Genomic DNA, 26,466 nt, shown 5'->3' with positions numbered 1-26,466 from the left:
TCATGAACATCTGCGTCGTCGCGCTCGGAAAGATCGGCCTGCCGCTCGCCGTGCAGTTCGCCTCGAAGGGGCACCGGGTGATCGGTGCCGACGTCTCCGAGCGGGTCGTCCAGCTGGTCAACGACGGTGCCGTGCCCTTCCCGGGCGAGGCCGACCTGGACGTCAAGCTGAAGGAGGCGGTGTCCGCCGGGCTGCTGTCGGCCACCACCGACACCGCCGCCGCGGTCGCCGAGTCCGAGGCGGTCGTCGTGGTCGTGCCGCTGTTCGTGGACGCCGAGGGCGTGCCGGACTTCGGCTGGATGGACGACGCCACCCGGGCCATCGCCCGTGGCCTCAAGCCGGGCACGCTGGTCAGCTACGAGACCACGCTGCCGGTCGGCACCACCCGCAGCCGCTGGGCGCCGATGCTGTCCGAGGGTTCCGGTCTCACCGCGGGCACCGACTTCCACCTGGTGTTCAGCCCGGAGCGGGTGCTCACCGGCCGGGTCTTCGCCGACCTGCGCCGCTACCCGAAGCTGGTCGGCGGCATCGACGAGGCGTCCGCCGCGCACGGCGTGCGGTTCTACGAGGCGGTGCTCGACTTCGACGAGCGGGCCGACCTGGACAAGCCCAACGGCGTGTGGGACCTCGGTTCGGCGGAGGCGTCCGAGCTGGCCAAGCTCGCCGAGACGACCTACCGGGACGTCAACATCGGCCTGGCGAACCAGTTCGCCCGCTTCGCGGACACGGTCGGCGTCGACGTCACCAAGGTGATCGAGGCGTGCAACACCCAGCCGTACAGCCACATCCACTCGCCGGGCATCGCGGTCGGCGGCCACTGCATCCCGATCTACCCCCGGATGTACCTGTGGAACGACCCGGCGGCCACCGTGGTCCGCTCGGCGCGCGATGCCAACGCCGCGATGCCGGACTACGCGGTCGACCTGCTCGCCGCCGCGTACGGCGACCTGACCGGGGTGGGCGTGCTGGTGCTGGGCGCCGCCTACCGGGGCGGCGTCAAGGAGACCGCCTTCTCCGGCGTCTTCCCGACCGTGGAGGCGCTGCGCCGGCGCGGCGCGACGCCGTACGTCGCCGACCCGATGTACTCGAACGAGGAGCTGGCCGCGCACGGCCTGCCCGGTTACGACGGTGAGCCGATCGGCGCGGCGGTGATCCAGGCCGACCACGCGGAGTACCGCAACCTGACCCCGGCCGACCTGCCGGGTGTGACGGTGCTGGTCGACGGCCGTCGGGTCACCGACCCGGCCCGCTGGGCGGGCGTCCGCCGGGTGGTCATCGGCGGTTGATCCGGATGCGTGGTGGGCCCCGGCCGTCCCCGGCCGGGGCCCGCTTCGTGCTGTGTCCGGTCGGACACCGGGCGTGAAACCCGTCGTCCGGTGTTCACCTGTCGGACACCCCGGCAATACTTGCGTCACTTGACCCGTTTAGGGTCGCAGCCGTCCGTATCGGGCCTTGCCGACACCGGCGGGCAGACAGGGAGCGTGTCGTTGTTCAGCAGAGTACGCAGCCAGCAGGGCCTCGCCGCGGTGGGCGCGACGCTCCTCGGGTACGGCGTCATGATCCTCGCCGGGGCGCTCGGCCTGGTGGTCCCGTACGCGGTGGCCGCGGTGGTCGCCCTCGCCGGTGAACTGGCGCTGGTCACCCGGTACGCCGGGACGGCCGAGTTGCTCGCCAAGGCCGGAGTGGGCGCCACGTTCCGGCGGCTGCTGCGGGACCTGTCGGTGGTCCTGCTGGTGGTCGCCGCCGTGCGTCCGGGGGTGGCCGGCACGGTCGCGGTGCTGCTGCTACCCGCCGCGCTGTGGACGCTGGCGGTGCTCACCACCGCCGTGACGAAGGCGATCGACGGGCGGGTCGACCCGCCGGCGTACACCCGCAACATCGACCTCGGCGCGCTGCGCCGGGTCCCGGTGCCGCCGGCCTGGGCGCGCGGGCTGGCCGGGCTGCGGATGCCGCTGCTCAACGTGCTGCTGGTGCCGGCGGCGGTGGTGGCCGCCGCGCTGGACCGGGTCGCCCCGGTGGTGCTCACCGCCGCCGTCACGCTGGCCGCCGGCCTGGTCACCGCCGCGGTGCTCGCGCTGACCGCGCTGCGCGGCCGGGGCGGGGCGCCGGGCGTGCTGCCCGCCGTGCACGACTGGCTGGCCCGGGAACAGCCCGAGGTGGCGCTCTACTTCGCCGGCCCGGCCAAGGACGTCTACCAGGCCAACATGTGGCTCGCGCCGCTGGCGGCGACCGGCCGGCGGGCGGTGGTGCTGCTGCGGGCCGCGGACGCGTTCGACCAGCTCGCCGACACCCGGCTGCCGGTGATCTGCGTGCCGGCCGGCGTCGACTTCATGAACCTCGACCTGGGCTCGCTGCGGGTCGCGCTGTACGCGGCCAACGTCGGCGCCAACATCCACCTGCTGCGCGAGCCGGGCGTGAAGCACGTCTTCGTCGGTCACGGCGACAGCGACAAGGCGGCCAGCGTCAACCCGTACAGCAAGGTGTACGACGAGGTGTGGGTGGCCGGTCCGGCCGGCCGGGAGCGGTACGCCCGGGCCGGCGTCGGCGTGCTGGACCGCGACATCGTGGAGGTGGGCCGCCCGCAGCTCGCCGGCGTGCACACGTTCGGCTCCGGCGCGACCGACCACCCGTTCACCGTGCTCTACGCGCCGACCTGGGAGGGCTGGCTGGACGACGACCCCTACCACACCTCGCTGGTGCTGATGGGGGAGCGGATCGTGGCCGGGCTGCTGGCCGCCGGGAACCTGCGGGTGGTCTACAAGCCGCACCCGTTGACCGGCACCCGCTCGCCGAAGGCCAAGGCGGCGCACGAGCGGATCGTCGCCCGGATCCGGGCCGCCGGCGGCGACACCGATCCGACGTCGCTCGACGGCGCCGCGCACCTGGTGGTCACCGGCCGCACGCCGGCGCTGTTCGACTGCTTCAACGTCACCGACCTGCTGGTCAGCGACGTGTCCAGCGTGGTCTCCGACTTCGTGCAGAGCGAGCGGCCGTACGTGGTGGCGAATCCGGCCGGCCTGCCGGAGGACGAGTTCCGCCGGCAGTTCCCCACCGCGCGGGCGGCGTACCTGCTCGCGGCGGACTGCGGCGAGCTGGCCAAGATCCTGGACGTGACCCGGGCCGGCGACGACCCGATGACCGGGGCGCGGCGGGAGCTGAAGGAATACCTGCTCGGTCCCGCCGGGGCCAACCCGATGGACCGCTTCCGGGACGAGATCGGCCGGCTCTGCGGCTGACCGGCGTACCGACGCGCGGGGGCGACGACCGGACCGGTCGTCGCCCCCGCTCCGCGTTCAGCCCTGCTGCGGCGGGTTGTCGACGTCCCGGGAGACGACCTCGCCCTTGGCGTCGACCCAGCCCTTGGGCCGGGCCGGGTTGCCGGCGACGAGCTGGTAGGGCTTGACGTCCCGGGTGACCACCGAGCCGGCCGCGATCATCGCGTACTCGCCGACCTCGATGCCGCACACCAACGTGGCGTTGGCGCCGATCGACGCGCCGCGGCGGACCAGCGTCGGGGTGATCGTCCAGTCCGGATTCTGGGCGCGCGGCCGGAAGTCGTTGGTGAACACCGCGCACGGGCCGACGAAGACCTCGTCCTCGATGGTGACGCCCTGGTAGACCGAGACGTTGTTCTGGATCTTCACCCGGTCGCCGACCGTGACGCTCGCGTCGACGTAGACGTTACGGCCGATCACGCAGCCGGCACCGACCTGGGCGCTCGACCGGACGTGGGCCAGGTGCCAGACCTTGGTGCCGTCGCCGACCCGGGCGCCGTCCTCGACGTCGGCCGTCGGGTGGACGAAGACGGAGGCGGACCGGTCGTTGCTGTCAGTCATTTCCACTCGCATCGTTGCGGGGCGCGTCGCGCCGTCGGGCGGGGCTCGACGCAGCATAACGACCGCCTCACCCGAGCAGTTCCGCCACCGCGTCGGCGGCCGGCCGGTCCGCCGGCAGCACGTGCGCGGCGACCACCGCGTCGACCGGCAGCGCGGCGTACAGGTGCGGGAAGAGCGCGCCGTCGCGGGACGTCTCCCAGCGCAACGCGTCGCCGAGCCGCGCCTCGTCCACCGCGAGCAGGGTGAGACCGGTGACGCCGGCGAAGTGCCGGCGCGCGGTCTCCACCACCTGCTCGGCGGCGGAGAGGTGGAGGTAGCCGTCCTGCACGTCCAGGGCGGTGCCGGCGAAGCTCCCGGCCGCCCGCGCCGCCCGCCACTCGTCGTCGGCGAGAATCTTGTAGATCACCACCGCAGCCTAGAGCGGCCCTCGCGTCCGGGCGACGCGTCTGCCACCATTCCGGGGGCAACTGGTCGAGCGGACGGAGGCACGGGTGCGGATCCTCCTGGTCGAGGACGACCGACGGGTCGCCGCGGCGCTGTCGTCCGCGCTGACCCGCCGCGGCTACCAGGTGGAGCACGCCGCCACGGTCGCCGCCGCGCTCTCCGCGGCCCCCTGCGACCTGGTGCTGCTCGACCTGACGCTGCCCGACGGCGACGGCACCGACCTGTGCCGCGAGCTGCGCCGACGCAGCAGCCAGCTCGGCATCATCGCGGTGACCGCCCGCGGCGAGGAACGCGACCGGGTGCTGGGCCTGCGGCTGGGCGCCGACGACTACGTGGTCAAGCCGTTCTCGATGGTGGAGTTGCAGGCGCGGATCGAGGCGGTGCTGCGCCGCGCCGCGCACACCGTGCCGGAACGGCACCTGATCGAGGCGGGCGAGATCCGCATCGACGTGAGCGGCCGGACGGTCAGCGTGGCCGGGCGGGCGGTGACGCTGACCCGCAAGGAGTTCGACATCCTCCTCTCGCTGGCCCGCCAGCCCGGGGTGGCGGTGCCCCGCGACCGCATCCTGCTCGACGTGTGGGGCACCACCTGGGCCGACCGGCACACCGTCGAGGTGCACGTCGGTTCGTTGCGTGGCAAGCTCGGCGACCCGACGCTGGTGGAAACCGTACGCGGGGTCGGCTACCGGCTCCGCGGCGCGTGAGGAGGCCCCGGTGCGCCGCCGGTTGGTGATCAGCTACCTGCTGCTGATGGTGCTGGTGTTGCTCGCGCTGGAAACCCCGCTGGCGGTGACGCTGGCCTCCCGGGAGACCGACCGGGTCCGGGCCGACCGGCTCGCCGACGCCACCCGCTTCGCGTCGCTGGCCGGTCCGGCGCTGCGCGGCGGCAGTCCCGGCCCGCTCGACGGGGAACTGGCCGCCTACGACGACCTCTACCGGATCGGCGCGGCGGTGGTGGACCGCGACCGCCGGACCGTGGCCGCGTCCACCCGGTGGGAGCCGGGCGCGGGCACCGGCCCGGCGGTCGACACCGCCCTGTCCGGGCAGCAGTTCAGCGGCCCGGAGTCGGTCTGGCCCTGGGTGGACGGGCCGCTGGTGACGGCGGTCCCGATCAACGACGGCGGCGAGGTGCTCGGCGCGGTGGTCACCACCACCCCGGCGGACGCGGTGCGCCGCACCGTCACGGTGTGGTGGCTGATGCTGGCCGCCATCGGCCTGCTGGCGGTGCTGGCCTGTGTCTCCACCGCCTTCGGGCTGGCCGGCTGGGTGCTGCGCCCGGTCACCGAGCTGGACGCGGCCACCCACGAGATCGCCGAGGGGCGCCGCACCGCCCGGGTCCGGCCCCGCCTCGGCCCGCCGGAGCTGCGCCGGTTGGCGACCAGCTTCAACCACATGGTCGACGCGGTCTCCGACGTGATGGACCGGCAGCGGGCGTTCGTCGCGCACGCCAGCCACCAGCTCCGCAACCCGTTGACCGCGTTGCGGCTGCGGGTGGAGGAGCTGGGGCCCAGCCTCACCGATCCGGACGGCCGGGCCGAGCACCGGCTGGCGCTGGAGGAGACCGACCGGCTGGCCACCGTGCTCGACGCGCTGCTCACCCTGGCCCGGGCCGAGCGGGAGGAGAACCAGCGGGTCACCGTGGACGCGGGCGAGGCCGCCGCGTCCCGGGTGGCGGCCTGGCTGCCGCTGGCCCGGCACCGGGCGGTCACGCTCCGGCTCGACCCGGTCGGCACGCCGGCGTACGCCCGGACCGTGCCGACCGCGATCGACCAGGCGCTCGACGCGCTGATCGACAACGCGGTCAAGTTCAGCGGCGTCGGGGGAGAGGTGACGGTGACCGTCGGGCCGGCCGACGGCGGGACGGCGCTGACCGTGCGGGACACCGGTCCCGGCATGACGGCCAGCCAGCTAGGCCAGGCCACCGAGCGGTTCTGGCGGGCGCCGGACGTGCAGAACGTGGACGGCGCGGGGCTGGGGCTGACCATCGCCGCGGTGCTCGTCGACGCGTCCGACGGCCGGCTCACCATGCGCCAGGGCGAGCCCCGGGGCCTGGTCGCCGAGCTGTGGTTCCCGGCGCCGCCCGACGACCCGGGCGCCCTCGACCCGGCCGACGAGCCGGCCGCGCCGGAGCGCCACGACGAGCCGGTCGACCGCTGACCCCGGTCAGGGCTTGGCGTCGCGGTACCACTGCACCGCGCCCGGGTGCAGCGGCAGCGGGGTGGTCACGATCGCCGACCGGGGACTCATCCGACCGGCCGCCGGGTGCGCGGCGGCCAGTTCCTCCCGGCGTTCCATCAGCAACCGGGTCACCTCGCGCACCAGCCCGGCGGGCAGGCCGGCGCGGACGATCAGGTAGTTCGGGTTCGCCACCGTGCTGACCGGGTCCGCCTGGTAGACCGAGCGGGGGATGTCCCGGGTGACGTAGACCTGCCCGTACGCGCGCCGCAGCGGCTCGGTCCAGTCGCCCAGGTCGACCATCCGCAGCGAGGTCTGCTGGGCCAGCTCGGCGACGCCGCGCACCGGCAGGCCGCCGGAGAAGAAGAACGCGTCGATCCGGCCCTCGCGCAGCGCGGCCACCGAGTCGTCCAGCCCCAGGTGCTCCTGGCGGACCCGCTCACCGCCGAGCTGCGCCACCTCCAGCAGTCGGGTGGCGGTCACCTCGGTGCCCGAACCGTCGGCGCCCACCGAGACCCGCCGGCCCCGCAGGTCGGCCAGCGTACGGACCGAGCCGCCGGCGGTGGTCACCAGGTGCAGCAGGTCGTCGTAGACGCGGGCCACGGCGAGCACGGTCGGGTGTTCCGGCTCCCGGGGCGGCAGCACGTCGGCCTGGGTGAAGCCCAGTTCCGCCTCGCCGGCGCCGACCAGCCGGACGTTCTGCGCGGAGGCGGCGGTCACCACCACGTCGGCCCGTACCCCGGGCACCTCCCGGTTGAGCAGCGCGGCCAGCGACTGGCCGAAGGCATGGTAGACGGCGGTCGGGCTGCCGGTGGCGATCCGGATCCGCACCGGCTCGGTGGGCTCGTCCCGGCAACCGGCCAACCCGGCGACGAGCAGCAGCAGCAACGCCAGCGGGGCCGCGGTCCGGCGCCGGCCGCGCACAGACCAGTGTCGGCTCACGCGCTGCACTCTGCGCCGTGCACCCGCCGCCGCGCAAGCCCGCCCCGGGACCGGTCAGCCCAGGGCGGCGCTCTCGGTGATCCGGGCCCGGTGCTCGCCGTTGGCGACGCTCACCAGGAAACAGCCCGAGCCCGGCCGCAGCGCCGCCGGCACGTCCAGCAGCGCCGCGCCGCGCACCAGCACCGCCGCCAGGTCCCGGTCGGTGAGCCGGATGCCGAGGCAGTGCCGGCGAACGTGCCGGCCGCCGGCGAGCAGCGCGGCCCGCCAGACCGCGGTGGCCAACCGGGGACGCCAGATCCGACGGGCCGTCGACGCGCCCGGGAACGGCCCGCCGAGCAGCTCGCGACGGCCCTGCCGCCAGCCTGCCGCCAGCAGGTTCGCGTATGCCGGCCGGTGCTCCGGGGGCACCGACAGCCGGTGCAGCTCGTAGCGGCGCCGCAGCCCACCGGTGGCCAGCTCGTGCTCCACCGGTACGTCGAGGCGGCGCAGCAGGTGCCGCATCCGGTGCGCCGCGTCCTCCCGGTTGAACTCGGCGATCCCGCCCCGGTACGGGTCGACGTCGAGCCGGCGGACGCGGACGGCCGGCGGCGTGGTGCAGCGCACCAGGCAGGCGAGTTCGAAGGCGTCGGTCAGGGTCGGCCAGTCCAGCGGCGGGGGCGACGACGGGCGCGGCCGGTCGAGCAGCGTGGTGGGCTCGGAGAGCATCGGCACAGCTCCTTGGTCGACGTGGGGTCCCTCTACCGTGGCCCTCACCGCCGGGCCGGGGAACCGCTGCGCCCGAGCCTTGAGCAAAATTTGCGCGAAGCCGCGCCTCAGAGTTCGGTGACGACGACGTCGAGCTGCCGGGGCCGGCCGGCCGTGCGGGGACCCTCCTCGACCGTGTGCCCCAGGTCGCGTAGCGCCCCCACCAGCGCGTCGGCGCTGCGCGGGCGGGCGTCGGCGAGCAGCAGGTCCCGGACCAGTCGCCCCTTGGTGGCCTTGTTGAAGTGGCTCACCACCGACCGCGACGGCGCCCCGTCCACCAGCCGCTCGTGCAGCACCCGCACCGTCACCGTCCGGTCGGCGACCGGGCCCCGTGGCGTCCAGGTGGCCGCGTACGCGCCGGAGCGCAGGTCCAGCACCGGACCGCGGCCCGCCGCCGCCGTCACGGCCGGGCCCAGCGCGGCCCGCCAGTACGCCGACAGCGCCCCGATCCCCGGCAGCCGCGCCCCGATCGGGCAGCGGTACGGCGGCACCCGGTCGGCGAGCCGCACCGCGCCCCACAGGCCGGAGCTGATCAGCACCGACCGGCGGGCGGCCCGCTCCGCCGTCGGGGGGAGCGTGGCCAGGCCGAGTGCCTCGTAGAGCACGCCGGTGTAGAGCCGCCCGGCCGGCGCGGTCGCCGCCACCCGCAGTCGCGCGTTGCGTCGCAGTTCGCCGCGCTGCCCCTCGCTCAGGCCCAACGCGTCCCGGGCGGCGGCCTCGTCCGGCCCGGCGCACAGCGCGACGAGCGCGTCCAGCACCGCGTCCCGGGCCGGGTTCAGCTCGGGCAGGGACAGCCGGGACAGGTCCAGCCGGCGGCCGGTGCCGGCGTCGGCCTTGCCCTCGGACGGGGGCAGCAGGATGAGCATCGGCACAGCGTACGGGCGGACCTCAGCGCCACGGCCGCACGGCGTGCTCCGGGTGGTACACGCGACTGTGCCCGACCTCGGCCACCACCGCCGCGTCGGCCCGCCCGCCCAGCAGCCGCCGCAGGCCGCGCTCGGCGGGCGACCCGACCGTGACCACGTACCCGGGCCGGGCCGCCCGCCCCACCCGCCGCCAGTACGCCGGGTAGCGGTTCTGCCCCGGCGTCAGGTTGCCGTCCAGCACACCGCAGGCCACCGCCTCGCCGGTGTTGAAGATCAGCCGATTGCAGGTCCAGTAGTCGCCGTACACCTCGTGCAGCCCGGCGCGCAGCACCGCGCCGGCGAGCCGGCGGGCGTCCCGCTCGTCGGCGCGTACCCCCGGCAGGCCGACGACGAACGCGGCGGTGCCGGCCAGCGTGGCGGCGGTCAGCCCGGCCAGCGCCGCGGCGGCCGGAACGCCGCGCAGCCGGGCCGCCCAGCCGGCGGTGGCACGGAAGGTGGACGCGGCGGCCCGCCAGAGCGGCCAGAGCACCACCGGCAGCGAGATCTGCAACACCGACAGGTAGCGCGCGTCGCCCACCGGGTCGGTCGCGGCGAGCGGGCTGCGCACGTACGCCAGCAGCGTCAACGCGGCGCCGGCGACCAGCGCGAGGACCGCCGTGGCCCGGACCCGCGCGGCCTGGTCCCCGGCCCGGCGGTACGCGACCACGCCGAGCCCGGCGGCGGTCACCAGCAGCACCGGGTAGAGCACGCCGAACCACTGCGCCCAGCCCGCGCAGCCGTCCATCGGGCAGAGCCCGGACGCCAGCGGCACCCCCTCCAGCAGTCCGCCGTGCAGCCGTGCCGCGAGCGACGGGGCGACGCCCTCCTTCGTGCTGATCTCCCGGAACACCGACAGCGAGTCCTGTCCGGCCGGCGCCACCACGTTGTCCTTGATCATCGGCGCGACGCCCACGGCGAAACCGACGGCCAACAGCACGCCGGGCCAGCCGACCAGGTCCCGCGGGGCGGCCAGGACCAGCACCACGGCGGCCACCAGCAGGTAGGGCGTGATCAGCCAGTCCGACCAGAGCGCCAGCCCGGTGAGCAGCCCGAACGCGCCGGTGGCGAGCCAGCGGTGCCGCACCCGCCGCTCGCCGAGCGCGACCGCGAGCAGCAGCAACGCCAGCACCGCCGGCTTGACCTCGGGCCGGCCGCCGACCACGGTGAGCTGGTCCCGGACCACCCGCTCCGAGCCGAGCGCCAGCAGCCCCACCACGGCCACGGCCAGCCAGGGGGAGAACAGCCGGCGGGTCAACCGGTACGCCAGCCACAGGAAGATCGCGTAGAGCGCGAGCAGCGGCAGCCGCAGCACCGGCCAGCTCGGCCCGGCCCAGCCCACCAGCGGCGCGGCCAGGTACGACTCCAGCATCCCCATGTAGCGCTGACCGTAGAGGAAGACCGGCCGCTCGTGGCCGCCGGCGATGTGCAGGGCGGCCAGCCCGAACGTGGCCTCGTCGCTGTTCGAGGCGGGCACCGTGAACAGCGTCAGCACCAGCCGGTAGCCGACCCCGACCGCGCCGAGCAGCAACGCCACCAGCGCCGGCGCGTCCGGCCGGCCCGTTGCGTCCCGCTTCACCTGCGACACGACCAACGCCCCCGTCGTCGCCTCGACCGCAGTCTGTCACGCCGCCGGCCGGCGCCGGGGTGGATCGGCGTAGATCACTCGCGTGGCCGGGTCCGGCCGGTTGTGGCAGGGTTGCTACGTGCCGCCCACACCACCGGACCAGCTCGCCGTGCCCCAACTGCACCGCGCCGCGCGCATCGAGGACGCGCTGCACGGCCTGGTGGAGCGCCGGTTGCGGCGCACCGGATGGCAGCCCAACATCATCGCGTACGCCGGTTACGGCGCGCCGGGCTGGGCGCGGGTGCTCTGCCGGGTGCTGCTGGGCCGCCCGGACACCCGTCGCCGCGGCCGGCTGGACAAGGTGCGCGGCTGGCGCAGCTTCGCCACCCTGCCGGCCAAGCACGCCCGGGTGACCATCGAGGTCAACGGCGTGCGCCAGGAGGTGACCGCGGACCGCAGCGGCTTCGTCGACACCGTCGTCGAGGGCGACTTCACCCCCGGCTGGGGCTGCGTACGGCTGAGCGTGGCGGACGCCGAGCCGGTGGAGGCGCTGGTGCGCATCCTCGACCCGAACGTCCGGTTCGGCATCCTCTCCGACATCGACGACACGGTCATGGTGACCGCGCTGCCCCGGCCGATGCTGGCCGCGTGGAACACGTTCGTGCTCGACGAGCACGCCCGCAACGCCGTGCCCGGCATGGCGGTGCTCTACGAGCGCCTGGCCACCGCCCACCCCGGCGCGCCGGTCTTCTACCTCTCCACCGGCGCCTGGAACGTCGCGCCGACGCTGACCCGGTTCCTGTCCCGGCACCTCTACCCGGCCGGGCCGCTGCTGCTCACCGACTGGGGGCCGACGGCCGACCGCTGGTTCCGCAGCGGGCGGGAGCACAAGCGGGCCACGCTGGCCCGGCTGGCGCGGGAGTTTCCCGAGGTGCGCTGGCTGCTCATCGGCGACGACGGGCAGCACGACCAGGAGATCTACCGGGAGTTCGCCGCCGCCCACCCGGACAATGTGGCCGGCGTGGCGATCCGGCGGCTGTCGCCGACGCAGTCCGTGCTCGCCGGTAGCCTGCCCGCGCCGCAGGGACGATCCTCCTCCGGCCCGGTCGGCCAGAAGTGGCTCAGCGCCCCCGACGGCGCCGGCCTGTGGAAGCTCCTCCGCGAAGCCGACCTGGTCTGACCCCCCGCCCGTCGCCCTCAGCCCTGGCGGAGCCAGAGGACGCCCAGCGGGGGCACCTGCAACGCCGCCGAGGCGGGCAGGCCGTGCCACGGGACGTTCTCGGCGTGCACCTCACCCAGGTTGCCCACCCCGGACCCGCCGTAGTGGTGGGCGTCGGTGTTCAGCGCCTCGATCCACGTCCCGCCGGCCGGCAGGCCGATCCGGTAGTCCGCCAACGGCGTCGCGGAGAAGTTCGCCACGCACACCAGCGTCCGGCCGTCCGGGGCGATCCGGATGAACGACACCGCGTTGTTGGCGACGTCGTCCCCGGCGATCCAACGGAAACCGGCCGGGTCGGTGTCCTGCGCCCAGAGCGCCGGGGTGTCCCGGTAGGCGCGGTTCAGGTCGGCAACCAGGCGCTGCACCCCGGCGCGGGCCGGGTCGTGGGTCAGGTACCAGTCGAGGCCGCGTTCCTCGCTCCACTCCCGGTCGTCGGCGAGTTCGCAGCCCATGAAGAGCAACTGCTTGCCGGGGTGCGCCCACATGTACGCCAGCAGCGCCCGTGTGGTCGCCAGCCGCTGCCAGGTGTCGCCGGGCATCTTGCCGGTCAACGACCCCTTGCCGTGCACCACCTCGTCGTGGCTGATCGGCAGCACGTAGTTTTCGCTCCACGCGTACGCCAGGGAGAACGTGAGCTGATGGTGGTGGTGCTGCCGGTAGATCGGGTCCTTCGAGGTGTAGAGCAGGGTGTCGTGCATCCAGCCCATGTTCCACTTGAACCCGAACCCGAGCCCGCCGTCGGAGGTCGGCCGCGTCACGCCCGGCCAGGCGGTGGACTCCTCGGCGACCATCACCACGCCCGGGTGGTGCCGGTAGACGGTGGCGTTGACCTCCTGGAGCAACGCGATGGCCTCCAGGTTCTCCCGACCGCCGTGCACGTTCGGGGCCCACTGCCCCTCCTGGCGCGAGTAGTCGAGGTAGAGCATCGAGGCGACCGCGTCGACCCGCAGCCCGTCGACGTGGAACTCGTCGAGCCAGTAGAGCGCGTTGGCGACCAGGAAGTTGCGGACCTCGTTGCGGCCGAAGTCGAAGACGTACGTGCCCCAGTCGGGGTGCTCGCCGCGACGCGGGTCCGGGTGCTCGTAGAGCGGGGTGCCGTCGAAGCGCGCGAGGGCCCACTCGTCCTTCGGGAAGTGCGCCGGCACCCAGTCGAGGATGACCCCGATGCCGGCGGCGTGCAGCCGGTCCACCAGGTGACGGAAGTCGTCCGGGTCGCCGAACCGGGCGGTGGGCGCGTAGTAGCCGGTGACCTGGTAGCCCCACGAGCCGCCGAACGGGTGCTCCATCACCGGCAGCAACTCCACATGGGTGAAGCCCATCTCGGTGACGTACGCGGTCAACTGCTCGGCCAGCTCGCGGTAGCCGAGGCCGGGCCGCCACGAGCCGAGGTGCACCTCGTACACGCTCATCGGCTCCTGGTGCGGCTGCCGCGTCGCCCGGTGCTCCAGCCACTCCGCGTCGCCCCACTCGTACCGGGAGTGGTGCACCACCGACGCGGTGGCCGGCGGCACCTCGGTGCGGGTGGCCATCGGGTCGGCCTTGTCCCGCCACCGGCCGTCGGCGCCGAGGACGCGGTACTTGTAGCGGCTGCCGGCCGGCACGCCGGGCACGAAGATCTCCCACACGCCGCTGGAGCCGAGCGACCGCATCGGCCAGCCGTCGTCCGGCCCCCAGCCGGTGACGTCGCCGACCAGCCGCACGCCGCGCGCGTTGGGCGCCCAGACCGTGAACGCCACGCCCTCGTCGAAGACCCGGGCGCCGAGCGCCGCCCAGAGCCGCTCGTGCCGGCCCTCGCCGATCAAATGCAGGTCCAGGTCGCCGAGCGTGGGCGGGTAGCGGTACGGGTCGTCGAGCGTCGCGCCGTCCACCTCCACCCGGTAGTCGAGCACCTCGCCGGGGAGCACCGCCTCGAAGACGCCGGCGTCGTGCACCCGCTTCATCGGGTGCCGGTCGCCGTCGACGAGCAGCGTCACCTCGCCCGCGCCCCGGCGCAGCGTCCGGATCGTGGTGCTCCCGTCGGCCGGGTGGGCGCCGAGCACGGCGTGCGGGTCGTACGCCTCACCGGCGATCAACTGGTCCATCGTGCGTCGTCCTTCTCGGCCGGTGCGGTCGGTGCGGTGCCGCCGGAGAGGTCGGCGGGTACGTCTTCGACGGTCAGGTCCGGCGCGGCCGGGTACGCCGGCTCGGCGGCGGCCGGTGTCGCCGGGCGGCGCACGGTGAGCACGTGCGCCGGTTGCAGGTAAGGATCCAGGCGCACCGCGTTGCGCTGCCCCCAGTCGTACTCGGCGCCGGTCAGCTCGTCGCGCACGGTGAACCGCTCGTGCCAGTCGAACCCGAGCGCCGGCATGTCGAGCGTGGTGTTGCCCCACTGCACCGTGCGGGAGTCGAACGAGCACACCACGATCACCGCGTTGCCGGTCGCCGGGTCGTGCTTCGACCAGCAGAGCAGCGCCGGGTTGTCGATGTCGTGGAAGCGCAGGTTGCGGAGCTGGTGCAGGGCCGGGTTGTCACGCCGGACCCGGTTGAGCGTGGTGATGAACGGCGCCAGCGACCGCCCGCGCGTCAGCGCGCCGGCCCAGTCGCGGGGGCGCAGCTCGTACTTCTCGTTGTCCAGGTATTCCTCGGCGCCGGGACGCGCGACGTGCTCGAACAGCTCGAAGCCGGCGTACATGCCCCAGGAGGGGCTCAGCAGCGCGGCCAGCACCGCCCGGATCTTGAACATCGGCGGCCCGCCGTGCTGCAACGACTCGTGCAGGATGTCGGGCGTGTTGGGCCAGAAGTTCGGGCGCATCCAGTCGGCCGAGGCGACCAGCTCCTCGCAGTACTCCCGCATCTCGGCCGCCGTCGTGCGCCAGGTGAAATAGGTGTACGACTGGGTGAAGCCGATCTTGCCCAGACCGTGCATGATCGCCGGGCGGGTGAACGCCTCGGCCAGGAACAGCACGTCCGGGTCGACGCGCTTCACCTCGGCGATCAGCCAGTGCCAGAAGTCGAACGGCTTGGTGTGCGGGTTGTCGACCCGGAAGATCTTCACGCCCTCGCCGACCCAGTGCCGCACCACCCGCAGCACCTCGGCCCGGATGCCGTCGGGGTCGTTGTCGAAGTTCACCGGGTAGATGTCCTGGTACTTCTTCGGCGGGTTCTCCGCGTACGCGATGCTGCCGTCGGCGCGGGTGGTGAACCACTCCGGGTGCTCGGTGACCCACGGGTGGTCCGGCGCGCACTGCAACGCCAGGTCCATCGCCACCTCCAGGCCCTGCTCGGCGGCGGCGGCGACGAAGTCGCGGAAGTCCTCCGGCGTACCCAGGTCGGGGTGGATGGCGTCGTGGCCGCCCTCGGCCGCGCCGATCGCCCACGGCGAGCCGACGTCGTCCGGCCCGGCGGTGAGCGCGTTGTTGCGGCCCTTGCGGTTGACCCGCCCGATCGGGTGGATCGGCGGCAGGTAGAGCACGTCGAAGCCCATCGCGGCGACGCCGGGCAGCCGGTCGAGCGCGGTGACGAACGTGCCGGAGCGGGCCGGCGCGTCCACGGTGGCCGGGATCGCGCCCTCGGAGCGGGGAAAGAACTCGTACCAGGCGGAGAACAACGCGCGCGGCCGGTCCACCCACAGCGTCCGCTCGTCGCCGGTGGTGACCAGCTCGCGGACCGGGTGCTCCCAGAGCAGCGGCGCGAGGTCCAGCGCCGGGCTCACCCGCCGCGGCAGGCTCTCGGCGTCGTCGGCCAGCGCTCGTGCGGCTTCGCGTACGCGATCACGGTCGGCCTTCGGCACCAGGTCGAGCGCGGCGGTCAGCACCCGGACCCCCTCGGCCAGGTCGTTGGCCAGCTCGGCCGCCCCCTGCCCGGCGGCCAGCTTCTTGGTCACCGCGTTCTGCCAGGTGAGGTACGGATCTCCGAACGCCTCGACGGCGAACCGCCACTCGCCGACCGCGTCCGGGCAGATGGTGGCGTGCCAGCGGTCCTGTCCCGGTTCGCCGGGACGCATCCGGGTGAACGGCCGGGCCACGCCGTCCGGGCCGAGCCAGACCACGTTGCAGCCGAGCGCGTCGTGGCCCTCGCGGTAGGCCCGCGCCGACACCGGCACGACCTCGCCGACCACCGCCTTGGCCGGGTAGCGACCGCAGGCGACGACGGGGGAGACGTCTTCGATCGGGAACCGTCCAGTCACCCGCCCAACCTACTGCGCGAGATCGTCTCGCGCTCGACAGCGTCCCCGATGCCCCCGTCGGTGCCCCACCGCCGCGCGATGGGCGTCTCCGGCGCACGCAGGCACCCATCGCGTGCCGGCCTACCAACTTGATGGCGTGGACGGTTCGCCCTCGTGACTCGTCCACGCCATCAAGTTGGTAGCGATGCGCGCACACCCATTGCGCCGCTACGGCGTCTCGCACCCGGCTCAGGCGCATCCGCGCCGTCCCCGCCGGCCCGCCCCGTCCCGCCGCCGGCCGGCCGGTCTAGGGTTCCCGCATCCGCGCCCGGAGCACGTCGAACTCGCATCCCGGCGCGTCCGGATCGAAGCCGTGCTCGATCAGCCAGGGCGACGCCACCAGGCTGCGCAGCGACCACCAGGCGCGGATCACCTCCCGGTCCGCGTCGGCGCCGTAGCCCGCGAGCAGGTCGTCCAGGCGTTCCTCGTGCCCGAGCGTCAGGGTCGCGAGGTCGGCCATGGCGTCGCCGGGAGCGGCCTCGGACCAGTCGATGACGCCGGTGACCTCGTCGCCGTCGACGAACACGTGGGTGATCTGGAGGTCACCGTGGATGAACGCCGGTTTCCACGGCCGGAGCGCGGCCCCGGCGATCTCCCGGTTGCGCCGGATCACCTCGGCGGGCAGGGCGGCGTTGGCGAGCAGCCACGCGCACTCGCGGTCGAGTTCGGCCGCCACGTCGTCGAGCCGCTGCCCCGGCCACGGCGGCAACGGCGCGTCGTGCAGCCGCCGGACGGCGGCGCCCGTGGCGGCCCACGCCGCCGGCGAGGCGGCCGACGGTTCGCCCAGGCGGCCGAGTGCCGTGCCGGGCACGGCGGCGATCGCGAGCACGGGCGGTTCGTGCCAGCGGATCGCCGGGGTCGGTATCGGCGCGAGGGCCATCGCCCGCATCTCGATGTCGGCGTGCGACGGGTCGCCGTCGACCTTCAGGAACACGTCGCCGACGCGCAGCGTCGCGCGCTGGCGGTGGGCGACGACGACTTCGACGTCCTGCGTGCCGGCCGTCCGGACGGGCTCTGCCATGTCGGCCATCCTGACGGGGACGGCCGCCGATGTCGCCGGAGTTTGCCGGCGGGCCGCGACCGGCGGTCGCGTGTGGCGGACCAGCGCCGGCCTAGGCCGACCGTTGGGTGACGAACACGAACTCCCGGCCGGGGCGGTCGGGCGCCTGCCGCACGTCGAGGACCCGGTAGCCGTTGGTGGCCGGGCCGCCTTGAGCGAGCCACGTCATGAGCCGGGTCGCGGCGGAACGCACACCCGCCCGGCCGACACGGTGAGAAGGGGCCCCGCCTCTACCGGAGGCGTCAAGAAGGGGCCCCTCCCTTCACGGAGTGGTAGAGGGCGAGGGTTTGGGCGGCGATTGCGGGCCAGGAGAAGTGGTCGACGGCGCGCTGTCGGCCTGCCGCGCCGAATGCCGCGATGCGCGCCGGGTCGGCCAGCAGCTCGTTCATCCGGGCGGCCAGGTCGGCCACGAAACGGTCCGGGTCCCGCGGCGTGCCGGAGCCGTCGGCGGCCTGCTCGATCGGCACCAGCAGCCCGGTCTCGCCGTCGGCGACCACCTCCGGGATGCCGCCGGTGGCGGTGGCCACCACCGCCGTCTCGCAGGCCATCGCCTCCAGGTTGACGATGCCCATCGGCTCGTAGACGGACGGGCAGACGAAGATCGTGGCGTGCGTGAGCACCTGGATCACCTCGTGCTTGGGCAGCATCGCCGCCACCCAGACCACGCCCGAGCGCTTCGCCCGCAGCTCGGCGGCCAGCTCCTCCACCTCGGCGCCGATCTCCGGTGTGTCCGGCGCGCCGGCCAGCAGCACGAGCTGGGTGTCGGCGGGCAGCTCCCGGGCCGCGCGCAGCAGGTACGGCAGGCCCTTCTGCCGGGTGATCCGCCCGACGTAGACCACGCTGGGTCGGGCCGGGTCGATGCCGAGCCGGTCGAGCACGTCGGTGTTCCGGTCCGGGGCGTACTGCGCGGTGTCGATGCCGTTGTAGACGACCCGGACCCGGTCCGGGTCCACCGCCGGGTACGCGGTGAGCACGTCGCGCCGCATGCCCTCGCTCACCGCGATGATCGCGTCGGCGCTCTCGTACGCGGTCCGCTCGCACCAGGAGGAGAGCGCGTACCCGCCACCGAGCTGTTCGGCCTTCCACGGGCGCAGCGGCTCCAGGCTGTGCGCGCTCACCACGTGCGGCACCCCGTGCAGCAGCTTCGCGGTGTGCCCGGCGAGGTTGGCGTACCAGGTGTGGCTGTGCACCACGTCGGTGCCGGCCGTGCCGGCGGCCATCTCCAGGTCGACGCCCATGACGCGCAGCGCGGCGTTCGCGCCGGCCAGCCCGGCCGGCTCGGCGTACGCGGTGACGCCCGGCTCGTCGCGGGGCGCGCCGAAGCAGTGCACCCGCACCTCGGCGAGGCGGCGCAGCTCACGGGCCAGGTATTCCACGTGCACCCCGGCCCCGCCGTAGACCTCCGGCGGGTATTCACGGGTGAGCAGGTCGACGCGCAACGGTGCCATGCCCGCACCCTAGTGCAGACCGCCGGATCGCACCGGGTACGCAAGTGTGGCCGTCCGAGTGGTGAAGTCGCTCCCGGGTGGATAGCGTCTGACCATGGCTGCCAAGGTGCTCGCGATCGTCCTGGCCGGCGGGGAGGGCAAGCGCCTGATGCCCCTGACCACCGACCGGGCGAAGCCGGCCGTCCCCTTCGGCGGGATGTACCGCATGGTCGACTTCGTCCTGTCCAACCTGGCGAACGCCGGCTTTCTCAAGATCGTCGTGCTGACCCAGTACAAGTCCCACTCCCTGGACCGTCACATCACCAAGACCTGGCGGATGTCGACGCTGCTCGGCAACTACGTCACGCCGGTGCCGGCGCAGCAGCGCCGCGGCCCGTGGTGGTTCGCCGGCTCGGCCGACGCGATCTACCAGAGCTTCAACCTGATCAACGACGAACAGCCCGACCACGTGATCGTCTTCGGCGCCGACCACATCTACCGGATGGACCCCCGGCAGATGGTGGAGGACCACATCGCCTCCGGAGCCGGCGTGACGGTGGCCGGCATCCGCCAGCCACTGAGCATGGCCGACCAGTTCGGCGTGATCGAGGTCGGCGAGGACGGCAAGCGGATCCGGGCGTTCCGGGAGAAGCCCACCGACGCGGTGGGCCTGCCCGACGCCCCCGACCAGATCTACGCCTCGATGGGGAACTACGTGTTCTCCACGGGCGCGCTCTGCGAGGCGGTCGAGCGCGACGCGGAGGACCGGACCAGCAAGCACGACATGGGCGGCAGCATCATCCCGATGCTGGTCGAGCGTGGCGAGGCCAACGTCTACGACTTCAAGGACAACGAGGTGCCGGGCAGTACCGACCGGGACCGCGGCTACTGGCGTGACGTGGGGACGCTCGACTCGTTCTACGACGCGCACATGGATCTGATCAACGTGCACCCGGTGTTCAACCTCTACAACTTCGACTGGCCGATCTACACCGACCAGCCGCCGTACCCGCCGGCGAAGTTCGTCCACCAGTGGGGCGAGCGGGTCGGCCGGGCGGTCGGCTCGATGGTCTCGCCCGGGGCGGTGATCTCCGGCTCGCTGGTGGAGAACTCGATCGTCTCGCCCAAGGTGAAGGTGCACTCCTGGGCGCACGTCGACGGCGCCGTGCTGATGGAGGGTGTCGAGATCGGCCGGCACGCGGTCGTCCGCCGCGCGATCCTGGACAAGAACGTCTACGTGCCGGAGGGCGCCGAGATCGGCGTCGACCTGGAGAAGGACCGCCAGCGTTACACCGTCTCCGACAACGGCATCGTCGTCATCGGCAAGGGTCAGCGCGTCGAGCCCTGACCGGCCCCATCCAACCCGAGGAGGATCCCGCAGTGGCCCACCCCCGTGCCGGGCAGCCCGCCGAGCCCGCCGACCTGGTCGACGTGCCCCGGCTGGTCACCGCCTACTACGCCGAGCACCCGGACCCGGACGACCCGGCGCAGCAGGTTTCCTTCGGCACCTCCGGGCACCGCGGGTCGAGCCTGCGCAACGCGTTCAACTCCGACCACATCCTCGCCGTGACCCAGGCGCTCTGCGACTACCGGCGGGAGCACGGCGTGGACGGGCCGCTCTTCCTGGCCCGGGACACCCACGCGCTCTCCGCGCCGGCCGAGGTCGACGCGCTGGAGGTGCTCGCCGCCAACGAGGTCACCGTGCTGCGCGACAGCCGGGACGGCTACACCCCGACCCCGGCGGCGTCGCACGCCATCCTCACCCACAACCGGGGCCGCACCAGCGGGCTCGCCGACGGCATCGTGATCACCCCGTCGCACAACCCGCCGTCCGACGGCGGGTTCAAGTACAACCCCACCAACGGCGGGCCCGCCGACACCGACGTCACGAAGTGGATCCAGGACCGCGCGAACGCCATCCTCGCCGCCGGGCTCAAGGAGGTGAAGCGCATCCCGTACGCGCGGGCCCGCGCCGCCGACACCATCGGGGAGTACGACTTCCTCGCCCGGTACGTCGACGACCTGCCCGCCGTGCTGGACATCGACGCGATCCGGGACGCCGGGGTGCGCATCGGCGCGGACCCGATGGGCGGGGCGAGCGTGGCGTACTGGGGGGAGATCGCCGAGCGGCACCGCCTCGACCTCACGGTGATCAACCCGGAGGTGGACCCGACCTGGCGGTTCATGACGCTCGACGGCGACGGCAAGATCCGGATGGACTGCTCCTCGCCGAACGCGATGGCCTCGCTGATCGCCGCCCGGGACCGGTTCGCGGTCTCCACCGGCAACGACGCCGACGCCGACCGCCACGGCATCGTCACGCCGGACGGCGGGCTGATGAACCCCAACCACTACCTGGCGGTGGCGATCGGCCACCTGTTCCGTACCCGGGAACGGTGGGGCCCGGCCGCGGCGGTGGGCAAGACGCTGGTCTCCTCCTCGATGATCGACCGGGTCGCGGCCGACCTGGGCCGGCCGCTGCTGGAGGTGCCGGTCGGCTTCAAGTGGTTCGTGCCGGGCCTGCTCGACGGCGCGGTCGGCTTCGGCGGCGAGGAGAGCGCCGGCGCGTCGTTCCTGCGCCGCGACGGCAGCACCTGGACCACCGACAAGGACGGCATCCTGCTCTGCCTGCTGGCCGCCGAGATCATCGCGGTGACCGGGCGTACGCCCAGCGAGCACTGGGCCGAGCTGGCCGAGCGCTTCGGCGCGCCCGCGTACGCCCGGATCGACGCCCCCGCCAGCCGGGAGCAGAAGGCCGTCCTCGGCAAGCTCTCGCCGGAGCAGGTGACCGCGACCGAGCTGGCCGGCGAGCCGATCACCGCCACGCTCACCAGCGCCCCGGGCAACGGCGCGCCGATCGGCGGGCTGAAGGTGACCACCGAGTCGGGCTGGTTCGCGGCCCGGCCGTCGGGCACCGAGGACGTCTACAAGATCTATGCCGAGTCGTTCCGGGGCCCGGAGCACCTGGCCCGCATCCAGGACGAGGCGAAGTCGCTCGTCGACGGCGTGCTCGGCACAGCCTGACGGTCAGCGGTACGGGGGCAGCTCACGTCGGTTGAGCTGCTCCCGCAGCCCGTCCGGCAGCAGCTCGCGGAGCTGCTCGGGCAGCAGCGGCAGGTCCAGCAGGCTCAGCTTGAGCTGATTGCGCTCCTGGTAGCGGCGTGGGTCGAGGCGGACCACCCGACCGGCGTCGGGGACGTACCGCACGTGCACCGAGCCCTCGGTCGCCGCCTGCCGGATCAGCAGCCCGTCCATCTCCACCGCCACCGGCGCCGAGTCCGGGCGCAGCTCCAGGTGGACGCTCTCGTGCGGGGAGAGCAGCACGGACCGGGAGATCCCGGCCATCGGCGCCGACGGCGTCACCACCAGCGCCTCCGTCGCCGGCGAGACCAACGGACCGCCGGCGGCGTAGCTGTACGCGGTCGAGCCGGTCGGTGTGCTCACCACCAGCGCGTCGCACCGGTAGTAGCCGTACCGCTGGCCGTCCACCGCGAGCGTGGCGGTGACGAAGCCGGCCCCCGGCTGCCGGACCAGCGCGATGTCGTTGAACGCCACCACGTCGTCGCCGCACACGTCACAGGCCAGGCAGGCGTGCGACTCGACGGTGAAGTCGTGCGCCACCAGCCGTTCCAGCGCCCGGGGCAGCTCCGGTGGCTGCACCTCGACCAGGAAACCGACCCGGCCCAGGTTGACCCCGAGCACCGGCTTCGGGGCCCTGACCGCCAGCCGCAGCGCGCCGAGCATCGTGCCGTCCCCGCCGATGCTGATCAACGCGTCGCAGTGCGCGGCCAGCTCGTCGGCGGCCACCGCCTCCACCGAGGTCGGCACCCGGTGCCGGTCCTCGGCGCGTACGGCAAGCGTCTTGCCGTGCCGGGTGGCCCAGCCCACGACCATCTCCACCACCTCGGAGACGTCCCGGGTCGGGTGCAGCACCAGCCCGAACACGTACCCCGCCACCGATACAGCTCACCACACCAGGGGGTGGTCCGTCGGGCGAAGACGGCGTTCAGTGGTGGGCGGCACCGTCGTCGACCGGCGCCCGGTACATCGCCAGGAACTCCCGCCGCAGCGCCTCGGGCGCGAAACTGCTCGCCTCGTACCGGCGCAGCGCGCTCTCCACGTCGCGTTCCCGGCCGGGGGCGGGCGCGAGGCAGACCACCCGCTCGGCCCAGACCTCGGGTGGCGCGTCGACATCCACCAGGGACACCCCACCCAGCTCGTCGTCGATGTACCGCACGCCGGGCAGGTCGGTGGCGACGACCGGAGTGCCGGTCGCGACCGCTTCGAGCACCACCCCGGGCAGACCTTCCCGACTCGCCGGATGGATCATCACGTCGGCCTGCCGCAGCAGCGCGCCGATGTCGTCGCGGGCACCGAGCAGGTGCACCCGGTCCTCGACGTGGTGCGTACGCGCCGTCCGCCGGACCTCCTCGTCGGCGTCCCGCTCGTGCGGTCCCGCGATGACGACGTGGGCCCGCACGCCGCGCGCCTCCAGGGCGGCGACGATCCGGGGCAGCATCGGACGGCGCTTGACCGGATCGGGCCGACCGACGAAGAGGCAGAGCAGGTACTCGGGCGCCGCGCCCACCTCGGCCCGCAGATCCGACTGCGGGAGGCGGCGCAGCCGACGCACGTCGGGCCCGGTCGGCAGGACCCGGCAGCGGGGATCCGACGGCCAGGCCGGGCCGTAGCCACCGGTCAACGAGCCCGGAGCGACCCCGCGGATGTCGGTGGCGAACGTCGAGATCAGCTTCCGCATCACGGCGCGCTGGGCGCGGCGCCGCACGGTGTCCGGCCACCCGTCGCCGTCGGACTGGAAGTAGGCGATGCGGGCCGGCACGCCAGCGATGGCGGCGAGCAGCAGGATCGCCCCCGAGAAGGTGTGCACGTCGGCGTGGACCGCGCGGATCCCGAGCCGCCGCAGGAGCCGGACGAAACGCACGGGGAACGACGGGTCGAGCGGCAACGGGTGGACGTGGGCGCCGGCCCGCTCGGCCGCCGCGGCGTTGGCGCCCCGCCGACCGGTGATGGTCACGAAATGGGTGACCACCCCGGCCTCCCGCAGCCGGGGAGCGATCTCCAGCGCTCTCAGCTCGGTGCCGCCGGTGTCCAGCGACCCCAGCACGCGGGCGACCGCGAGGGGTCGCGCCGGTGGTCGGCGGCCGGTGGTCGGCGGTGTGCCGATCTGACTGGCGGACATGTGGTGCTCAACGATCTCCCCGGGCGGAGGTCGCGGTGGCCGTCCGCGGCATCACCACCCGCCCGGTGGTTCGTTGACCCCAAGCGACGCGGCGCGACGACCGGGACGGTCGTCGGACGGGCCGTCGCGAGACAGGGAAGGGACCGGATGCGGGTTCGAGGCAGTGCACGGCCGGGTGAGCGGCGGACGGTGGCCCCGCCGCCGCCCACCGTGCTGTTCGTCGCCGCGCTGGGCCTGACGCTGGAGGGAGTGGTCGCCCCGGTCTCCCGGGCACTGGAGTCGCACGGGTTCCGCCGGGTCGCCGTGGCCGGGCGCGGCAGCGTCACGCCGTCGCTGCGTCGCAGCTTCGACGAGGTCCACGAGATCACCCCCTTCCGGCGGGCCGGACTCGGCGGCCTCGTCCGCGCCGGTCGGGACCTGGCCCGGATCGTCCGCGACGAGCGGCCCGCGTTGCTGCACCTGCACACGCCGTACGCCATCGCGCTGGGCCGGGTCGTCGCCCGGGCCACCCGGACCCGACACCTCGCCGTCGTGCACGGCACGCTCTTCGGGGCGGCCGGCCGGTCCGGGCGGATCTTCGCCGCGGTGGAGAGCGCGTCGGCGCGGTTCACCCCGTGGTACGTCACCGAGAACCCGGACGACCAGGCGTCGTACCGTCGCCTCGCGCCGCGCAGCCAGGTCCGGCTCGCCCCGTGCGGCGGGGCCGGGGTGGACGTGGTCGGGCTGCGCGCGGCGCGCCGGCGGGCGGATGAGGGTGGGCACCGGGCGCCGCGCGTCCTGATCATGGGTCGCCTGACCCCCGACAAGAACCTCGATCTGGCCGTCGCCGCGTGGCGGCTGGCCCGGCAGACGCGCCCGGATCTGGAACTGCGGGTCGTCGGTTCCACCGTCGCCCGCGAACCGTCGTGGGCCCCGCCCGAGGAGGCGGGCATCGTGCCCGCGGGGTGGACCGACGACCCGGCCGCCGAGCTGGCGGCGGCCGACGTGGTGCTGCTGACCAGCCTGCGGGAGGGGTTCCCGCTGGTCGTCACCGAGGCGCTCGTGGTCGGCACGCCCGTGGTCGTGGTCGACAATCGCGGCACCCGGGCCGTCGCCCGGCACGTGCGGGAGGGGCTGCTGCTGGTGCCGCCGGACGCCACCGCTCTGGCGCTGGCCCTGCTCGCCCAACTCCGCGCCCGGACGGTGCAGATCAGGCCGGAGTCCCTACTGGCGTGGCAGCGGGAGGACGTCGCGGCGTTCCACGCGGACCGGATCCTGGAAGCGGTCGGCGGGATGCCGACCGGCGTCGCTCGTGGGGCCGGGCCCGATCGGTAGCCCGCGGCGACCGGACCCGCCCGGCCGGAGCACCGTCACAGGCGTTCCATCCGCGCCTCGTCGGGTCGACGTCGGGCATCGCGGACCAGGGTGTAGAACCGGTCGCGCCGGGCCGCCAGGCGCTCCGCGGCGAACGTCCGCGCGGTTTCCAGGTTCCGGGCGGACGCCGCGGCCATCCGGTCCGGCGCGGTGACCATCCGCTGGATCGCGTCGGCGAGCGTGGTGGGGTCGCCCGGAGGCACCAGGTCGGCGGCGGGCAGGACCTCCGGAATGCCGCCGACGGCCGACCCGATCGCCGGCAGGCCCCGGGCCATGCCCTCGACGAGGGCACGGGGCATCCCTTCGGTACGCGACGGCATCACGAGCAGGTCGGCGCGATCGAACTCCGCGCGCACCGCGTCCCCGGGGGGCAGCGTGCCGACGAACGTCACCCGCTGCCGTGCCCCGCACCGGGCGGCCCGCTCCTCCAGCCGGGACCGGAACCGTCCGTCCCCCACGTGCCGCAGATGCACGTCGACGGACCGGTCGGCGAGCACGGCGAGGGCGTCGACGAGGACGTCCACACCCTTGTAGAGCTGGTCCAGGGAGCCGACCGAGACGAGCCGACACGTCCGCGTGAGGTCGGCGGCGGCGGGCCGCGGCCCGGCGACGAACGCCTCGGCCGGCAGGTCGACGTCGGAACAGGACATCGACACGGTCGTCGGGCCGGCGGGGTAGCGGGCCTGGAGCGACCGCGCCGTCACGTACGACACCGCCGCGGCGTGCCGGCACTGCCCGGCCAGCTGACGGGCGAACCGGCGGCGGAAGAAGGGCCGGAGCGGGTGACGGACGACGCCCGGCGCGAACACCTCCCACGGGTCGCCGATGACCTCCAGCGCGTACGGCTGCCGGCGTCGACGCAGCTCCTGCGCCATGAGCGTGCCGATCTGGGACGGCACGCGCAGGATGCAGGCGTCGTGCGGCCCGATCGCGGCGCCGACGGCGCGTCTGACCTCCGTCCGCCGGGACACGTACTGCCCCGGGCCGACGTAGTACGGCACGGCCCACACGTGCACCCCGGGCCCGTCCACGGCGCTCGCGCCGACCGGCTTCCCGTCGGTGGGCTGGACCCGGGCGACGATGCGGACCTCGTCGAAGACCGACAGGTAGCGCGACCAGGTGGTGTGGTCGGGACCGCCCCGCGTCCAGACCCGGCCGTCCGGGGTGCGCAGCAGACGCGCCTCCATCGTCACGATGACCCGCACCAGATTCCCCCCGTGCCGCCCGGTCGACCCGGCACCTCCCCGGTTCCGGGGAGTCCGGCGTGCTCGCCCTGTGAACGAATCGGTCGGGGTACGGGTTGCGAGCGCCCCGCGAACGCGAGCCGGAGTAACCCGTCCGGCGGTGGGCTCGTTGGACCGTGGCAGGCCGCCGGGCCGTGACGGGGGACGAA

The 26,466-nt window shown here is 74.2% G+C and carries 21 protein-coding genes; 8 read left to right on the top strand and 13 right to left on the bottom strand.

What is annotated here, in order from left to right; genetic code table 11:
* Positions 1-2 precede the first annotated feature (2 nt).
* A complete protein-coding gene (locus VKK44_RS18535) occupies positions 3-1,286 on the top strand; it encodes a nucleotide sugar dehydrogenase (protein ID WP_343442364.1) in 1,284 nt (427 codons plus the stop codon).
* A 201-nt stretch (positions 1,287-1,487) separates the two neighbouring features.
* Positions 1,488-3,236 carry a CDP-glycerol glycerophosphotransferase family protein gene (locus tag VKK44_RS18530; RefSeq protein ID WP_343442363.1) on the top strand — a complete coding sequence of 583 codons (1,749 nt, stop codon included), beginning with the start codon at positions 1,488-1,490 and terminating at the stop codon, positions 3,234-3,236.
* 57 nt (positions 3,237-3,293) lie between these two features.
* On the opposite strand, the gene VKK44_RS18525 is transcribed toward VKK44_RS18530, so the two are convergent.
* Together VKK44_RS18525 and VKK44_RS18520 are read right to left on the bottom strand one after the other, a co-directional pair.
* Positions 3,294-3,836 carry an acyltransferase gene (locus VKK44_RS18525; RefSeq protein WP_343442362.1) on the bottom strand — a complete coding sequence of 181 codons (543 nt, stop codon included), beginning with the start codon at positions 3,834-3,836 and terminating at the stop codon, positions 3,294-3,296.
* 67 nt (positions 3,837-3,903) lie between these two features.
* Positions 3,904-4,242 carry a DUF952 domain-containing protein gene (locus VKK44_RS18520; RefSeq protein WP_343442361.1) on the bottom strand — a complete coding sequence of 113 codons (339 nt, stop codon included), beginning with the start codon at positions 4,240-4,242 and terminating at the stop codon, positions 3,904-3,906.
* Between the two features lie 85 nt (positions 4,243-4,327).
* Between VKK44_RS18520 and VKK44_RS18515 the strand changes: the two genes are divergently transcribed.
* Together VKK44_RS18515 and VKK44_RS18510 are read left to right on the top strand one after the other, a co-directional pair.
* The gene (locus VKK44_RS18515; protein ID WP_343442360.1) at positions 4,328-4,984 is read left to right on the top strand and encodes a response regulator transcription factor; all 657 of its coding nucleotides are present in this window, start codon (positions 4,328-4,330) and stop codon (positions 4,982-4,984) included.
* A 10-nt stretch (positions 4,985-4,994) separates the two neighbouring features.
* On the top strand, positions 4,995-6,437 hold the full coding sequence (locus VKK44_RS18510) for a sensor histidine kinase (protein WP_343442358.1): 1,443 nt from the start codon (positions 4,995-4,997) through the stop codon (positions 6,435-6,437).
* A gap of 6 nt (positions 6,438-6,443) precedes the next feature.
* On the opposite strand, the gene VKK44_RS18505 is transcribed toward VKK44_RS18510, so the two are convergent.
* The 4 genes from VKK44_RS18505 to VKK44_RS18490 all read right to left on the bottom strand — a co-directional run bounded on the left by VKK44_RS18505 (position 6,444) and on the right by VKK44_RS18490 (position 10,637).
* A complete protein-coding gene (locus VKK44_RS18505) occupies positions 6,444-7,406 on the bottom strand; it encodes a TAXI family TRAP transporter solute-binding subunit (RefSeq protein ID WP_343442357.1) in 963 nt (320 codons plus the stop codon).
* Between the two features lie 45 nt (positions 7,407-7,451).
* A complete protein-coding gene (locus VKK44_RS18500) occupies positions 7,452-8,102 on the bottom strand; it encodes a hypothetical protein (RefSeq protein WP_343442356.1) in 651 nt (216 codons plus the stop codon).
* 107 nt (positions 8,103-8,209) lie between these two features.
* On the bottom strand, positions 8,210-9,007 hold the full coding sequence (gene yaaA / locus VKK44_RS18495) for a peroxide stress protein YaaA (protein ID WP_343442355.1): 798 nt from the start codon (positions 9,005-9,007) through the stop codon (positions 8,210-8,212).
* A 22-nt stretch (positions 9,008-9,029) separates the two neighbouring features.
* Entirely contained in the window at positions 9,030-10,637 is a 1,608-nt protein-coding gene (locus VKK44_RS18490; RefSeq protein WP_343442354.1) for a hypothetical protein, read from the bottom strand.
* A gap of 112 nt (positions 10,638-10,749) precedes the next feature.
* Here VKK44_RS18490 and VKK44_RS18485 point away from each other — a divergent pair, with 112 nt between their 5' ends.
* The gene (locus VKK44_RS18485) at positions 10,750-11,790 is read left to right on the top strand and encodes an App1 family protein (protein ID WP_343442353.1); all 1,041 of its coding nucleotides are present in this window, start codon (positions 10,750-10,752) and stop codon (positions 11,788-11,790) included.
* 17 nt (positions 11,791-11,807) lie between these two features.
* Here the strand turns inward: VKK44_RS18485 and glgB are convergent, their stop codons facing one another.
* The 4 genes from glgB to glgA all read right to left on the bottom strand — a co-directional run bounded on the left by glgB (position 11,808) and on the right by glgA (position 18,541).
* The gene (gene glgB, locus VKK44_RS18480) at positions 11,808-13,910 is read right to left on the bottom strand and encodes a 1,4-alpha-glucan branching protein GlgB (protein ID WP_343442352.1); all 2,103 of its coding nucleotides are present in this window, start codon (positions 13,908-13,910) and stop codon (positions 11,808-11,810) included.
* Complete coding sequence (locus VKK44_RS18475; protein ID WP_343442351.1) at positions 13,898-15,994, bottom strand: alpha-1,4-glucan--maltose-1-phosphate maltosyltransferase; 2,097 nt, start codon at positions 15,992-15,994, stop codon at positions 13,898-13,900. The genes glgB and VKK44_RS18475 overlap by 13 nt, the downstream gene beginning before the upstream one ends.
* A gap of 286 nt (positions 15,995-16,280) precedes the next feature.
* Positions 16,281-17,054 (bottom strand): phosphotransferase family protein, encoded by a 774-nt coding sequence (locus tag VKK44_RS18470; RefSeq protein WP_343442350.1) that lies wholly within the window; start codon positions 17,052-17,054, stop codon positions 16,281-16,283.
* A gap of 281 nt (positions 17,055-17,335) precedes the next feature.
* The gene (gene glgA, locus VKK44_RS18465; RefSeq protein WP_343442349.1) at positions 17,336-18,541 is read right to left on the bottom strand and encodes a glycogen synthase; all 1,206 of its coding nucleotides are present in this window, start codon (positions 18,539-18,541) and stop codon (positions 17,336-17,338) included.
* A 94-nt stretch (positions 18,542-18,635) separates the two neighbouring features.
* On the opposite strand from glgA, the gene glgC reads away from it, so the two are divergent.
* Positions 18,636-19,868, top strand: coding sequence for a glucose-1-phosphate adenylyltransferase (glgC, locus tag VKK44_RS18460; RefSeq protein WP_343442348.1), 1,233 nt, complete (start codon positions 18,636-18,638; stop codon positions 19,866-19,868).
* A 32-nt stretch (positions 19,869-19,900) separates the two neighbouring features.
* The gene (gene pgm, locus VKK44_RS18455) at positions 19,901-21,544 is read left to right on the top strand and encodes a phosphoglucomutase (alpha-D-glucose-1,6-bisphosphate-dependent) (protein ID WP_343442347.1); all 1,644 of its coding nucleotides are present in this window, start codon (positions 19,901-19,903) and stop codon (positions 21,542-21,544) included.
* A gap of 3 nt (positions 21,545-21,547) precedes the next feature.
* On the opposite strand, the gene VKK44_RS18450 is transcribed toward pgm, so the two are convergent.
* Both VKK44_RS18450 and VKK44_RS18445 read right to left on the bottom strand, forming a co-directional pair.
* Positions 21,548-22,414 carry an NAD(+)/NADH kinase gene (locus VKK44_RS18450; RefSeq protein ID WP_343447811.1) on the bottom strand — a complete coding sequence of 289 codons (867 nt, stop codon included), beginning with the start codon at positions 22,412-22,414 and terminating at the stop codon, positions 21,548-21,550.
* Between the two features lie 112 nt (positions 22,415-22,526).
* On the bottom strand, positions 22,527-23,720 hold the full coding sequence (locus VKK44_RS18445; protein WP_343442346.1) for a glycosyltransferase family 4 protein: 1,194 nt from the start codon (positions 23,718-23,720) through the stop codon (positions 22,527-22,529).
* Between the two features lie 189 nt (positions 23,721-23,909).
* Between VKK44_RS18445 and VKK44_RS18440 the strand changes: the two genes are divergently transcribed.
* Complete coding sequence (locus VKK44_RS18440; RefSeq protein ID WP_343442345.1) at positions 23,910-25,034, top strand: glycosyltransferase; 1,125 nt, start codon at positions 23,910-23,912, stop codon at positions 25,032-25,034.
* A gap of 35 nt (positions 25,035-25,069) precedes the next feature.
* On the opposite strand, the gene VKK44_RS18435 is transcribed toward VKK44_RS18440, so the two are convergent.
* Positions 25,070-26,278, bottom strand: a complete 1,209-nt coding sequence (locus tag VKK44_RS18435; RefSeq protein ID WP_343442344.1) for a glycosyltransferase family 4 protein — start codon at positions 26,276-26,278, stop codon at positions 25,070-25,072.
* Positions 26,279-26,466: the final 188 nt, after the last annotated feature.

Origin of the sequence: Micromonospora sp. DSM 45708, from assembly GCF_039566955.1 — a bacterium.
Classification (GTDB): Bacteria; Actinomycetota; Actinomycetes; order Mycobacteriales; family Micromonosporaceae; genus Micromonospora.
Note: the sequence above shows the minus strand (reverse complement) of the source record. Positions and strands in the feature narration are given on the sequence as shown.

What these genes read in the sequence shown, in the direction of transcription:
- VKK44_RS18535 (WP_343442364.1), top strand. Translation starts at nt 3, where the DNA reads ATGAACATCTGCGTCGTCGCGCTCGGAAAGATCGGCCTGCCGCTCGCC.
- glgB (WP_343442352.1), bottom strand. Translation starts at nt 13,910, where the DNA reads ATGGACCAGTTGATCGCCGGTGAGGCGTACGACCCGCACGCCGTGCTC.
- VKK44_RS18525 (WP_343442362.1), bottom strand. Translation starts at nt 3,836, where the DNA reads ATGACTGACAGCAACGACCGGTCCGCCTCCGTCTTCGTCCACCCGACG.
- VKK44_RS18470 (WP_343442350.1), bottom strand. Translation starts at nt 17,054, where the DNA reads ATGGCAGAGCCCGTCCGGACGGCCGGCACGCAGGACGTCGAAGTCGTC.
- yaaA (WP_343442355.1), bottom strand. Translation starts at nt 9,007, where the DNA reads ATGCTCATCCTGCTGCCCCCGTCCGAGGGCAAGGCCGACGCCGGCACC.
- VKK44_RS18500 (WP_343442356.1), bottom strand. Translation starts at nt 8,102, where the DNA reads ATGCTCTCCGAGCCCACCACGCTGCTCGACCGGCCGCGCCCGTCGTCG.
- glgC (WP_343442348.1), top strand. Translation starts at nt 18,636, where the DNA reads ATGGCTGCCAAGGTGCTCGCGATCGTCCTGGCCGGCGGGGAGGGCAAG.
- VKK44_RS18445 (WP_343442346.1), bottom strand. Translation starts at nt 23,720, where the DNA reads ATGTCCGCCAGTCAGATCGGCACACCGCCGACCACCGGCCGCCGACCA.
- glgA (WP_343442349.1), bottom strand. Translation starts at nt 18,541, where the DNA reads ATGGCACCGTTGCGCGTCGACCTGCTCACCCGTGAATACCCGCCGGAG.
- VKK44_RS18450 (WP_343447811.1), bottom strand. Translation starts at nt 22,414, where the DNA reads ATGGTCGTGGGCTGGGCCACCCGGCACGGCAAGACGCTTGCCGTACGC.